This window comes from Vreelandella zhuhanensis (assembly GCF_009793355.1).
Classification (GTDB): Bacteria; Pseudomonadota; Gammaproteobacteria; order Pseudomonadales; family Halomonadaceae; genus Vreelandella; species Vreelandella zhuhanensis.
In genome coordinates, this window is sequence record NZ_WTKP01000001.1 from 340,236 (window position 1) to 353,462 (window position 13,227).

Here is a 13,227-nt window from a genome sequence, read left to right on the forward strand (position 1 = left end):
TAATCATGAGCAAACGCAAACTTAGCCGTCAGCAACGCTGGCGTGTCGAAAAGATCCAGGCCGAACGCGCCAAGCGGGCAGAAAAGCTCGACGTCAAAGAGACCGACAAGCTCGCTGCCGGTGAATACGGCGCCGAGCAGACTGGTCGTGTCGTCGCCCATTTCGGCCGCACCCTGGAAGTTCACGATACCGACGGTACCCCGGTGCGCTGCCAACTGCGCGCCAACCTTGACGGTCTGGTCACCGGCGACAGAGTGATCTGGCGGGCCGCCAATGACGGCTCCGGCGTAGTGGTGGCGCAGTTACCGCGCGATACAGCCCTGAAGCGCCCAGACGCGCGCGGCCAGCTCAAGCCGGTGGCCGCCAATGTCGACCAACTGCTGATCGTCTTTGCCGTGGAACCGGCGCCGCATGCCAATTTGATCGACCGCTACTTGGTTGCCGCCGAAGCGACCGGCATTCCCCCGGTACTGGTACTCAACAAGACCGACCTTCTCCCCGAAGATGGTGGTGAACTGGGACGCTTGCTTGAACGTTACCGCGAGATTGGCTACCCAGTGGTGCGCACCACCACCGCCACGGAAAACGGCCTGGACGAATTGCGCCAGTTGCTTGCAGGGCGCACCTCGGTATTCGTCGGCCAGAGCGGGGTGGGCAAATCCTCGTTGATCGATCTTCTGCTGCCCGATGAGCAACTGCGCATCGGTGCACTCTCCGAAGATTCACGCAAAGGCACCCATACCACCACCACCGCCCGGCTCTATCCGCTGACCGGCGGTGGCGTCGAAGAAGGCGACTTGATCGACTCTCCCGGAATTCGTGAGTTCGGCCTGATTCACCTGGACGAGCAGGCAGTCACCGAAGGCTTCATCGAATTTCATCCTTTTCTGGGCTACTGTCGTTTCCGCGACTGTCGTCATCGGCATGAGCCGGGCTGCGCACTGCTCGAAGCCGTTGAGGCGGGCAAAATTCATCCTGAACGCTTTGCCAGCTATCGCCGCATACTCGATAGTCTAGAGGCAGGCCCCAGCCCACTCTGAACCGCTTTCCAGGAGACTGCCAGATGAGTTCCGAAACCAATGTCTTGCCGCTAATCATTGAACCCGAACAGCTCCAAGAACACCTGGACGAGCCGTCGCTGTTGATCATCGATGTGCCTTCGAATGCTGACAGTTATGCCCAGGGCCACGTACCCGGCGCGGTATTTCTGGACTTTCGCCAGCTGATGCGCGGTGAAGGCCCAGTGCCCAACGAGGTGCCGAGCGAAGACGCCTTGTCACGCCTGTTCAGCAGTCTCGGCCTGACCCGCGACGCCCATGTGGTGGCCTACGACGACGAAGGCGGTGGCTGGGCGGCACGACTTCTCTGGACGCTGGAACTGATCGGCCATAGCCGTTATTCCTACCTCAATGGTGGCATTCATGCCTGGCGCGATGCCGGCCTGCCCCTGGAACCCCAGCCCAACACGCCCACACCGAGCGACTATGAAGCCGAGATTCTCAATCCGCAGGTCGCAATTGACCGCGACGAGATCAAGGCACGGCTCAACGACAGGGATTTTGCGGTATGGGATGCTCGTTCACCAGCCGAATATGACGGCGAACGGGGCAACAACAAGCACCTGGGGCACATTCCCGGTGCGGTGAACATGGACTGGGTCGCCGCCATGGATCGCAACCGCACATTGCGCATTCGCGACTACGCGGAGCTGGTCACGGAACTGGAAGTCATGGGCCTGACGCCCGACATGGAAATTGCCACCCATTGCCAGAGTCACCATCGCAGCAGCTTCACCTGGCTGGTAGGTCGCGCCCTGGGATTTGACAAGATTCGCGGCTATGCCGGCTCCTGGGCCGAGTGGGGCAACCGCGACGACACGCCTATCGAAAAGTAAGGGTTATCGTGCGCGACAATTTAACGACCAATCATTCGAAAAATCCGCTGGTAAGGAACACGTTTCCGGGGAAGCTGTTTTCCCTGATCCAGTACCCACTGCCCCATCACGCCATTTCCCGCGCCGTTGGGCGGCTGGCCGACTGTTCCACGCCCTGGCTCAAGAATGCCTTGATCAGGGCATTCATAAAACGCTTCAATGTCGACATGAGCCAAGCGCTGGAGCCCGACCCCACCGCTTACGCCACCTTCAACGCTTTCTTCACCCGGGCGCTGAAAGCGGATGCGCGCCCGCTTGAAGCGGGGCTACTCTGCTCCACCGATGGCACGCTTTCGCAATACGGAAAGCTCGAGGACGGGCAACTGGTGCAGGCCAAGGGCCATCGGTTTTCCGCGCAGACGCTGCTCGGCGGTGACCCCGCCCTGGCCGAAGAGTTCAGCAAGGGCAGCTTCGCCACGGTGTATCTCTCGCCGAGCAATTATCATCGTGTGCACATGCCGCTCACCGGGACATTGCGCGAAACCATCTACGTCCCCGGTCGGATCTTTTCGGTCAACCAGGCCACCGCCGCCAACGTGCCCAATCTGTTTGCGCGCAACGAACGCCTGGTGTGCATTTTCGATACCCAGCACGGCCCCATGGCCATGGTACTCGTCGGCGCGATGATCGTCGCAGCGATCGAAACCGCCTGGGCCGGCCAGGTAACCCCGCTTTCCGGCACGCCCCAGCGCACGCGATTCGACCGGCCCATCCAGTTGGAAAAAGGCGAGGAGATGGGGCTATTCAAGCTAGGCTCCACGGTAGTGACCTGCTTCGCCAATCCGGTGGAATTTGCCGATCTTACCCCCAACAGCATGGTGCAGATGGGCCAGTCGATAGGCACGATTTCTGATCAACCATCAGCCATCAGCCATCAGCCATCAGCCATCAGCCATTAACCGCTAACAGCGAGGCGTGGCAAAGGCCATGACCTCGGCCACGCTTTTCTTGGCTAACGCCAGCTGAATCACACGGTCGATACCCAGCGCCACCCCGGCGCCTTCGGGCAGGCCGTGCTCCAGCGCCGCCAACAACCGACCATCGACATCCACCTCGGGCAGGCCCAGCGCTCGGCGCTCGCGATTATCTTCGCCAAAGCGGGTGCGTTGCTCCTCGGCATCGGTAAGCTCGTCGTAACCGTTGGCCAGTTCCAGCCCTTCCAGGTACAGCTCGAAGCGTGACGCCACCCAGGCGCCGTCTTCAGGGTCCTGGTGGCGGCGTGCCAGTGCCGCCTGACTGGCGGGATAATCCACCACGACGCTGAGTTCGCCCTGGCCCAGCCGGGGCTCGATGACCAGGCTCATCAATAGATCCAGACAGGTATCGCGGCTTTCTCCGCCCATATCCGTTCCGGCATGCTTAGAAGCCAGCTTCCCGAGTACCATAGCACTGGCGCTGAAAGGGTCGACGGCCAGATATTTGCGAAACAGGTCGCGATAGCGATAATGGCTCACGGGACCGGGCGATTGCGGCAGCAGCCGAACGATCAAGGCGGCGGTTTCCTCGATCAGCTGGTTTAGCGAAAACCCTGGCCGGTACCACTCCAGCATGGTGAATTCGATATTGTGCCGCCGCCCGACTTCGCCATCGCGGAAGCTTTTCGCCAACTGAAAAATCGCCCCGCTACCGGCAGCCAACAGCCGCTTCATGTGAAATTCCGGTGAGGTCTGCAACCACAGGCGTTCAGGGCCTTCGGGGGTGGTGGCAGTAACCTTGAGCGAGGCCAGCTGCACATCGGTGCTGCCACCGTGGCCCAGCACCGGCGTTTCCACTTCCCACACATCACGCTCAGCGAAAAACGCCCGCACCTCGCCCAACAGGCGAGCGCGGGCGCGCAGCGTTTCTAGCGTGGCAGTGGGTTGCCAATCAAGCATCAGGCGCGAGAAACGTAATCGCCGCTACGGGTGTCTATTTTCAACACTTCACCCTGGTTGATGAACAGCGGCACTCGCACCACCGCACCCGAGGAAAGCGTGGCCGGTTTGGAGCCGCCCTGGGCGGTATCGCCTTTCAAACCGGGGTCGGTTTCGATAACTTCCAGCTCGATGAAGTTGGGCGGGGTGACGGAAATCGCCTTATCGTCCCACAGCGTAATGGTATAAGGCACCTGCTCCTTGAGCCATTTGGCGGTATCGCCCAAGGCTTTCTTTTCCACGGCGTACTGCTCGAAGGAGCCATCGGTTTTCATGAAATGCCACATGTCACCGTCGGTGTAGAGATATTCCATCTCCAGGTCCATGACATCGGCGGCTTCCAGCGAATCACCAGATTTGAAGGTACGCTCACCCACGCGGCCGGTCATCAGGTTGCGCAGTTTGACGCGGTTGAACGCCTGGCCCTTGCCCGGCTTGACCAGCTCGTTCTCGACGATAGAACAAGGATCGCCGTCGAGCATGACTTTCAAACCGCCCTTGAATTCATTGGTAGAATAGTTCGCCATAGTGCCCTCGATAAATATTCAGCGAAGTTCAAGCTTCGCCCGTAATGACTGGTGCGCCGCATGATAACCCGAAGCCCCGCCAATGTGCAGACCAAGACTCAGGTAGTCGCCAGTGATGCACCGCCTCCCGCCAGCTGGCAGCGCCAGCTGGCGGGAGCCATTCGCGACCCTCGCGAGCTGTGCCGACGCCTTGGGCTTGATCAAAACTGGCTGCCCGGCGCCGAGCAAGGCCATGCCCTGTTCGAGATTCGCGTCCCGGAAGCATTTGCTGCACGCATGTGCCCGGGCGACCCTTTTGATCCCTTGCTGCGTCAGGTGATGCCACTAAGCGACGAGAGTCTTGCCACCCCCGGCTATGTCACCGACCCTCTTGCCGAAGCCGAACATCGTCCGGCCAGCGGGCTGATACACAAATACCCGGGGCGAGTGTTGTTGATTGCCAGCCCTGCTTGCGCGGTCAACTGTCGCTACTGTTTTCGTCGTCATTTTCCCTATGCGGAAAATTCGCCCTCCCGTGCCGAATGGCAACAAGCCTTGGACTACTTGCGCAACGACACCTCGATCAATGAAGCGATTCTTTCCGGCGGCGACCCCCTGGCGGCCAACGACCGGCAGCTCGCCTGGCTGGTCGCTGAGCTCGATGCCATTCCCCATCTCAAGCGGCTGCGCATTCATACCCGCCTGCCGGTAGTGATTCCCGAGCGCATCGATGACGCCCTGCTCGGCTGGCTGAACGGCACACGCTTGCAGAAAGTCATGGTGTTGCATATCAACCATGCCCAGGAAATCGATACGCCAGTGGTCGCGGCTTGCAAGCGACTCAAGGAAGCAGGCGTGACGCTACTCAACCAGAGCGTTCTACTGCGCGGCGTCAACGATGACAGCGACACCTTGGCAAGCCTTTCCGAGCGCCTGTTCGATGCCGGTGTGCTGCCGTATTATCTGCATGTCCTCGACCCGGTGGCGGGCGCCGCCCATTTCGATGTACCGGACGACGAGGCTCGCGAACTGGTCGCGAGCCTGAGAACCAAGTTACCGGGATTTCTGATGCCGCGCTTGGTGCGCGAGATTCCCGGCGAATCGAGCAAGACGCCGCTTTAACATAGAAGCACAGATATTCAATGACGGCATGCCACCTGTGTCCACGGAAGAAAAACTTGAAACACTGTCCGAGATAAGCGGACCACTACAGCTTGGCTAACGCACGGTTGGCGCTCTTAAAACATAACCGCACAACAGGCCCCAACAGCCACAGCAACGGTGTGAGTAGCCAGCGATAGACAAATCGCGCAATGATCAGTACCGGCAATAGCACGATCAGCCAGATAAGAAACTGGCCGAACCATACCGGCCAGCCGAGCCAGCTTGAGAAATTGACACCTAACGCGCTCACCAGACTGGGGTGGCGAATCACCACAAAGGTCGTGGTCGCCACCGCCGCGACTTTGGCCGTACGTGGCAAGGCCGCGAAACGACCGCCAGTGGCCAACGCGCCTTGGCGTAAACCAGTGCGAGCGCCCTGTGCTTCCATATTGCCCACCCGAGCGGCACGGGCGGCTCTCCCCACCCGCAGCACCTTGACGGTGCTGGCCATCACTAACAGATCCACCCCCGCCCAGCCTAGATCGCCTGAGCCAATCGCTTCACCCCGCCGCCACTGGCTTTCCAAGTCGCGCAAGCCACTGGTGAAGAAGTCGCTGACACCCGTCGCCACTCGCTCACCCTGTAACCACTCCACCTCGCCTTGGTCGCTTACCACAAACTGGTTGAGGAACGCGTGTCCATTGTCGTCGAGTAGTGCAATTCCCATTTGGCCACGGCGGTAAGGGGTCAACGGCGCATTCGTGGATACACCCTCGTCACTCCACCAGCGGCTGACTTGCCGATAGCGCTCGCCAATCCAGTGTTGCGCGCTCAGCGTAGCCACATCGTGAGTACGGAAGTAGCTCACAGGGAGCACAGTATCGGCGCCAAAGCGTACCAGCACTCGCTGAAATTGAGGTAATAGCCCATACTCCATCAACACTTCACGGGCCACATTTCCATGACGCAAAACCGCCAGAGAAGCGCTCATCCATAGTGCCTGCTCTGAGGCGTAGCCGAGAAACAGCGCGTTGATCTCCGGCGACTCCTGTGCAAGCGTCGGCGCCAGCGCAGGAAGTGCCCGCTGCGCGTCAAGGCGTACCAGCCTGGCCTCGAACGGCTCGTGAGAGGCTGCGGCTGACAACATCGCCGCTGCCACGATGGCTGTCACTACTGTCAACCACCCAGTATGTATCACCCACCCAATACGCATGACCGTTTCTCCCGTTGAGGCTGTGCTATCAGACTATTCAACAAACGTTATCGCCGCAGCCTATAAAAACCGACAGCCCTTTCGGGCTGTCAGTTTTCGAACATGCTTAGTCAACATAGTGCGCTACGACACCAGCGTTTCAGCCGTGACGTTGGGTGCCGGCACTTGGCTTGAACGGTGGCGGTTGATCGCACTCAACACCCCTTTCATCGAAGCGCTGGTGATACTTTCGTCAGTGCCCACACCGAAGACCGCCTTGCCATCGATACGCACTTCCACGTAGGCGATGGCTTCGGCATCGGCCCCCTGGCCGCGAGAGTGCTCGTGGTAATCGATGATTTCCACGTCATGCCCGGCAGCACCCAGCGCCTTGATGAAGGCGGCCAGAGGGCCATTGCCTTCACCCTGTAGCGTCTGGCGCTCGCCATTGGCTTCGATGACGGCCTCCAGGGTGACTTTCGGGCTATCCGGCTCGGATGACAGGCGATGATTGACCAGCGCCATCGGGCTGTCCTGCTCCAGATACTCGTCGGCGAACGCCTGGTAAATCATCTGAGAGGTAATCTCCTTGCCGGTGCGCTCGGCGACTTCCTGCACCACCTGGCTAAACTCCATGGACAACCGGCGCGGGAGCTCGATGCCATGCTCCTGTTCCAGCAGGTACGAGACCCCGCCTTTGCCGGACTGGCTGTTGACGCGGATCACGGCTTCGTAGGAACGTCCCACATCCAAAGGGTCGATGGGCAGATAGGGCACGGCCCAGATTGCTTCGGGGTCTTCACGGCGGGCAGCCATGCCCTTCTTGATGGCGTCCTGGTGGGAGCCGGAAAAGGCGGTGAATACCAGATCGCCCACGTAGGGATGGCGCGGATGTACCGGCAGCTGGTTGCAATATTCCACTTCCCGCATGATCGGCGTGATATTGGAAAAATCCAGCTGGGGATGCACGCCCTGGGTGTACATATTCATCGCCAGGGTGACGATATCCACGTTACCGGTACGTTCCCCATTACCAAATAAGGTGCCTTCGACCCGATCGGCGCCGGCCATCAAGGTCAGCTCGGCGGCGGCCACCCCGGTACCTCGGTCGTTGTGCGGGTGCACACTGACAATCAGGCTTTCGCGATTATTGACGTGACGGCAGAACCATTCCACCTGGTCGGCATAGTTGTTGGGTGGCGCTACTTCCACGGTGGCCGGCAGGTTGACGATCATGCGGTGCTCGGGCGTGGGCTGATAAGCACCCATCACCGCTTCCACGATCTTCACTGCAAAATCCATCTCGGTGGTAGTGAAAAGTTCCGGCGAGTACTGGAACGTCCAGTTGGTTTCCGGCGCCTCGAGCATGCGGTTTCGAATCTGCTTCGTGGCGTCTACCGCAATCTCGACACATTCGGACTTGTCGACATTGAACACCACACGGCGAAACATCGGGTCCGTGGCGTTATACACATGCACAATGGCATTCTTGGCACCCTTGAGCGCCTCGAAAGTACGGTCGATCAGGTGGCCACGCGCCTGGGTCAATACCTGAATGGTGACATCCGCGGGGATCCGGTTCTCCTCGATCAGGGTACGCACGAAATCGTAATCGGTCTGCGAGGCCGAAGGAAAGCCCACCTCGATCTGCTTGAAGCCGACTTTCACCAGCAAGTCGAAAAAGCGTTGCTTGCGCTCCTGATCCATGGGGTCGATCAGCGACTGGTTACCGTCACGCAAGTCGACACTGCACCATTGAGGCGGGGTTTCGATGCGCTTGCTCGGCCATTGACGGTCGGGCAGATCAACGGCGGCGAAGGGACGATACTTCTTGGAGGGATCAGACAACATCATGGCGGCTCTCCTGGTTAAACGGTAGCGAAAAAGAGGGAAAATACGTTGGCGGCGCAGACCAAAAACGCCCCATCGCAACAAGGTGCGAAGGGGCGTGGGAGTCAAACGACGAACAGCCTGAGTGGCTATTCATGCAGCAAGATCGGGACAATCGGGTGGCACAGGTTGAAGTAGTAAAAGTGATGTAAGACATTGAAAACCTCGCAACTGATAAAACAAACGACAATGCAGAAGGCATTGCCCGGCGCTTGAAGCTTCAGCGGCGGGCTAGTAGTCGTAGGTCTAGTGCAAGGCAGTTCAATGGGGTAGTCATACCCCTTAGAAAATCAGTCTGGACGATGCTTGTCAAGACTCTTTTTCTCTATCCCGACCTCTATCCTGACTGCTGTCTTGCAAAGCCGGTGTTTTCCAGGTCGCTTCCATCCGGTCGAGTTGAGCTTGCAAGGCGCGGACATCATCGCGTAGCCCATGCATCTCGGCCACTTCTCCTTCCCCGCTTTCCAGCTCTATCTGAGCGCTCTCCTTCTGCATGACATCCAGCACAATCCCGATCATCATATTGAGAAAAATGAAGGCATTGAGAAAGATGAAGGTGAGAAAGAAAATCCAGCTGTAGGGGTAATCTTCCATTACCGGATACATCACCGCAGTGGCCCAACTCTCGAACGTCGCCACCTGAAACAGCGTAAGCATGGCCAGGGAAATATTGCCCCAAAGCTGTTCATCCACGTCATTGAACAGGAAACTGCCGATGGCGCCGTAGATGTAGAAAATGATGAACATCAACAGCACTACATAACCCATGCGGGGAATCGACTTGACCAGGGCCGCCAGCAACATGCGCAGCTCAGGAATCATCGACACCAGCCTCAGCACGCGGAAAATCCGCAGCAGGCGCGCCAGCAGCACCATCTCCGAATCATCCATGGGAATCAGACTGGCGGTGACGATCAGAAAATCGAACACATTCCAGCCCCGCTTGAAAAAGCGCAGCAGGTTGGGCTCGGCGGCCATGCGAATCATTATCTCGATCAGGAAAAACACCGTAACCGCGATATCCAGGTACAGCAGCCACTGCTCGAAACGCGAGGTTTCCTCGTAGGTCTTGGCGCCGATCATCAGCGCTGAAACGACGATGATCGAAATCACCCCCATTTCAAACAGCTTGTTCGACCGCAGCCGCTCAAGGCGCCCCTGCCAACTGATGAAGGGCTCGTTTTTTGGCGCTTCGCTCACCGCTTACTCCTCCAGATCGACCTGACGGTAGCCGATCAAGTACAATACTGCATCGATTCCCAAGGTTGAAATCGCCTGACGTGCCTGGGCGCGTACCAGCGGCTTGGCGCGAAACGCAATCCCCAGCCCAGCCTTGGCCAGCATCTGAAGATCATTGGCGCCATCGCCGACAGCAATGGTCTGCTCCAGGCTGAAGCCTTCCCGGTGAGCAATTTCTTCCAGCAATACCGCCTTGCGGCTGGCATCCAGTATGGGTTCACGCACCTCACCGGTGACCTTGCCGTTCTCGATGACAAGTTCGTTGGCATGAATCTCGTCGAAACCGAGCTTTTCCTGAAGATGGCGGGCGAAATAAGTAAAACCGCCGGAGAGAATCGCGGTGCGATACCCCAGGCGCTTGAGGTGGCGCATCAAGCGTTCGACTCCATCCATGAGCGGCAGGTTCTCGGCGATATCGGCAAGCACCGATTCATCCAGGCCCTTGAGCTTACTCATGCGTTGGCGAAAACTCTGCTGGAAATCCAGCTCGCCGCGCATGGCGCGCTCGGTGATTTCCGCCACCTCATCGCCGACGCCATGGCGCCGCGCCAACTCGTCGATCACTTCAGCCTGGATCAGGGTGGAGTCCATATCGAAACACACCAGGCGACGATGACGGCGCCAAATGGAGTCCTCCTGCAGAGCGATATCCACGCCGTGCTGAGCCCCCAGTGCCAAGGCCTTTACGCGCAGGGCATCCAGGTCGACGGCTTCGCCACGCAGCCAGCATTCCACGCAAGCACCCAGTTCGGGGGTATCGCCATCCAGCGGCTCCCGGCCGGAAAGCCGATGAATCAGCTCCACCGTCAAACCGAACTCAGCAGTCAGGGCGCCTACTTCGGCCAGGATGCCGGCGGGCAGGCGTGGCGCGAGTAGCGTCAAAATCAAACGCGGCTGGCTGGCCTCACTGCTCCAGCGATAATAATCCTCGGCACTTACCGCAATCGCTTGCACATCCAGCCCCAGGGCATCCCCGGCGTCACTGAGAGCGGCTTCAAGAGCACTGTCGTGATCCAGCCCCACCAAGGCTTCCAGTGACAGCATGCCGAACGTCACGCTCTGATTGATATCCAGAAGCCGCGCACCACTGCCGGCCAGTGCCTTGCCCAACCCCGCCAGCTGGCCGGGACGCGCCATGCCGGTGGCGCGAATCAACAGACGTTTTGCCATGGGTTAGTCCCCTGCCTCAATTCGATCCACTTTCTGAAAGCCACGCGGCAGTTTACTGCCTCGCCGGCCACGTTCACCGCGATAATATGCCAGATCCACTGCTTTCAAGGTCAATTTGCGCTTGCCGGCATGCAGCACCAAGGCCGCGCTCCGGGCCAGCACCGTGATATCACGCACAAATTCTTCGCGCCGCGCCGCCCTCGGCCCGGGAATATCCAGCATCTTGTTGCCCTTGCCTTTGGCCATTTGCGGCAAGTCATCCAAGGGGAACAACAGCAGACGCCCTTCGTTGGAAACCACCGCCACCCACAAGGCTCGGGCTTCGTCCTCAGCCGCGCCCTCAACTTGGGGCACCGGTACGGGTGGCAGCACATTGCACCCCTTGGGCACACTCAGCACGGCCTTGCCCGCCTTGTTCTTGCCGGTCAATGCCTCAAGCGTAGCGATAAAGCCGTAGCCACCGTCGGATGCCAGCAGGAAGCGGCTTTGCGCAGGCCCCAACATCAATCCCGTCATTTGCGCCCCGGCCGCCACATTGGCCCGGCCGGTCACCGGTTCGCCCTGGCCGCGCGCACTGGGCAGGTTATGTGCTGCCAAGGTATAGGCGCGGCCGGTGTCATCGAGCAGCACCAAGGGTTGGTTGGTCTTGCCACGAGCGACCAGGTGAAAGCGATCCCCGGCCTTGTACGAAAGCCCTTCGGGGTCGATATCATGGCCCTTGGCGGCGCGAATCCAGCCCTTTTCCGAGAGCACCACGGTGATCGGATCGGCACCCAGCAATTCCACTTCGGAAAGCGCCCTGGAATCTTCACGTTCGACCAGCGGCGAACGGCGTGCATCGCCATGCTCCTTGCCTGCCGCGCGAATTTCCTTCTCGATCAGGTTGGTCAGTTTGGCTTCGCTGCCGAGCAAGGCGCTCAAGCGCTTACGCTCCGCTTCCAGCTCATCCTGCTCACCGCGAATCTTCATTTCCTCGAGCTTAGCGAGATGGCGCAGGCGCAGCTCCAAAATCGCTTCGGCCTGACGATCGGAAAGCGCGAATGCCTCTATCAGTTGTGCCTTGGGCTCGTCTTCTTCGCGAATGATCCGAATGACCTCGTCGAGACTGAGGTAGGCGATCAGCAAGCCTTCCAGAAGGTGCAGGCGATCTTCCACCTTGCTCAGCCGATGCTCGAGACGCCGACGCACCGTGCTACGGCGAAAACGTAGCCATTCTCCCAGCATGGCGGGTAGCGACATGACGCTTGGTCGGCCGTCCAGCCCGATCACGTTCATGTTGACGCGAACACTCTTTTCCAGATCGGTGGTGGCGAAGAGGTGCGCCATCAGCGCCTCGACATCCACACGATTGGAACGCGGCTCGATCACCAGGCGAGTGGGTTCTTCGTGGGTCGATTCATCGCGCAGGTCAGCCACCATGGGCAGCTTCTTGGCATTCATCTGGGCGGCGATCTGTTCCAGAATCTTGGCGCCGCTGACCTGGTGCGGCAGCGAGGTGATCACGATATGGCTGTCTTCGCGCACATAACGCCCACGCAGTTTCACCGAACCACGCCCGCTTTCGTAAAGCTTTTTCAGATCGCTGGGGGGCGTGATGATTTCCGCATCGGTGGGGAAATCCGGCGCCGGCAGGTATTCCATCAAATCCGTGGTGGTTGCCTCGGGATTGCGCAGAAGATGACAGGTCGCCTCCACCACTTCGGACACATTATGCGGTGGAATATCAGTGGCCATGCCCACGGCGATACCGGTGCCGCCGTTGAGCAACACATGCGGCAAGCGTGCCGGTAACACTACCGGCTCATTCATGGTGCCATCGAAATTGGGCGTCCAGTCCACCGTGCCCTGGCCGAGTTCAGCCAGCAATACTTCGGCGAACCGGGAAAGCTTGGCTTCGGTATAGCGCATGGCGGCGAACGACTTGGGATCGTCCGGACTCCCCCAGTTGCCCTGGCCATCTACCAGTGGATAACGATAACTGAAGGGTTGCGCCATCAATACCATGGCTTCATAGCAGGCGCTGTCACCGTGCGGGTGAAACTTGCCCAGTACATCGCCCACGGTGCGCGCCGATTTCTTGTATTTGGCGTTGGCGCTCAACGCCAGTTCGCGCATGGCATAAATGATACGCCGCTGCACCGGCTTCATGCCGTCGCCGATATTGGGCAAGGCCCGATCCAGAATCACGTACATCGAATAGTCGAGGTACGCCTTTTCGGTGTAGTCCCGCAGGGAAAGACGTTCGACGTCACCCTCCGCCACTTGAATATCCATTACCAT

Annotated in this window: 11 protein-coding genes; 4 read left to right on the forward strand and 7 right to left on the reverse strand. The window is 59.3% G+C overall.

From position 1 onward, the window contains the following. Positions 1–5 precede the first annotated feature (5 nt). The 3 genes from rsgA to asd are packed head-to-tail and all read left to right on the forward strand — an operon-like array spanning position 6 to position 2,832. Positions 6–1,040 carry a small ribosomal subunit biogenesis GTPase RsgA gene (gene rsgA, locus GPM19_RS01525; protein ID WP_160417112.1) on the forward strand — a complete coding sequence of 345 codons (1,035 nt, stop codon included), beginning with the start codon at positions 6–8 and terminating at the stop codon, positions 1,038–1,040. A gap of 23 nt (positions 1,041–1,063) precedes the next feature. Then, positions 1,064–1,894, forward strand: a complete 831-nt coding sequence (locus tag GPM19_RS01530; RefSeq protein WP_160417113.1) for a sulfurtransferase — start codon at positions 1,064–1,066, stop codon at positions 1,892–1,894. 8 nt (positions 1,895–1,902) lie between these two features. Further along, entirely contained in the window at positions 1,903–2,832 is a 930-nt protein-coding gene (gene asd, locus GPM19_RS01535) for an archaetidylserine decarboxylase (RefSeq protein ID WP_371829342.1), read from the forward strand. A gap of 3 nt (positions 2,833–2,835) precedes the next feature. On the opposite strand, the gene epmA is transcribed toward asd, so the two are convergent. Both epmA and efp read right to left on the reverse strand, forming a co-directional pair. After that, positions 2,836–3,810, reverse strand: a complete 975-nt coding sequence (gene epmA / locus GPM19_RS01540; protein ID WP_160417267.1) for an EF-P lysine aminoacylase EpmA — start codon at positions 3,808–3,810, stop codon at positions 2,836–2,838. Beyond that, the gene (gene efp, locus GPM19_RS01545; RefSeq protein WP_160417114.1) at positions 3,807–4,373 is read right to left on the reverse strand and encodes an elongation factor P; all 567 of its coding nucleotides are present in this window, start codon (positions 4,371–4,373) and stop codon (positions 3,807–3,809) included. Before efp ends, epmA begins: the two co-directional genes overlap by 4 nt. A 60-nt stretch (positions 4,374–4,433) precedes the next feature. On the opposite strand from efp, the gene epmB reads away from it, so the two are divergent. Then, the gene (gene epmB, locus GPM19_RS01550) at positions 4,434–5,474 is read left to right on the forward strand and encodes an EF-P beta-lysylation protein EpmB (RefSeq protein WP_160417115.1); all 1,041 of its coding nucleotides are present in this window, start codon (positions 4,434–4,436) and stop codon (positions 5,472–5,474) included. Between the two features lie 85 nt (positions 5,475–5,559). On the opposite strand, the gene GPM19_RS01555 is transcribed toward epmB, so the two are convergent. The 5 genes from GPM19_RS01555 to parC form a co-directional block, all read right to left on the reverse strand. After that, positions 5,560–6,669 carry a hypothetical protein gene (locus GPM19_RS01555; RefSeq protein WP_160417116.1) on the reverse strand — a complete coding sequence of 370 codons (1,110 nt, stop codon included), beginning with the start codon at positions 6,667–6,669 and terminating at the stop codon, positions 5,560–5,562. A gap of 123 nt (positions 6,670–6,792) precedes the next feature. Further along, entirely contained in the window at positions 6,793–8,502 is a 1,710-nt protein-coding gene (gene leuA, locus GPM19_RS01560; RefSeq protein WP_160417117.1) for a 2-isopropylmalate synthase, read from the reverse strand. 345 nt (positions 8,503–8,847) lie between these two features. Next, complete coding sequence (locus GPM19_RS01565; protein ID WP_319928076.1) at positions 8,848–9,738, reverse strand: ion transporter; 891 nt, start codon at positions 9,736–9,738, stop codon at positions 8,848–8,850. A 3-nt stretch (positions 9,739–9,741) separates the two neighbouring features. Continuing rightward, on the reverse strand, positions 9,742–10,947 hold the full coding sequence (serB, locus tag GPM19_RS01570; RefSeq protein ID WP_160417118.1) for a phosphoserine phosphatase SerB: 1,206 nt from the start codon (positions 10,945–10,947) through the stop codon (positions 9,742–9,744). 3 nt (positions 10,948–10,950) lie between these two features. Next, positions 10,951–13,227 (reverse strand): DNA topoisomerase IV subunit A, encoded by a 2,277-nt coding sequence (gene parC / locus GPM19_RS01575; RefSeq protein WP_160417119.1) that lies wholly within the window; start codon positions 13,225–13,227, stop codon positions 10,951–10,953.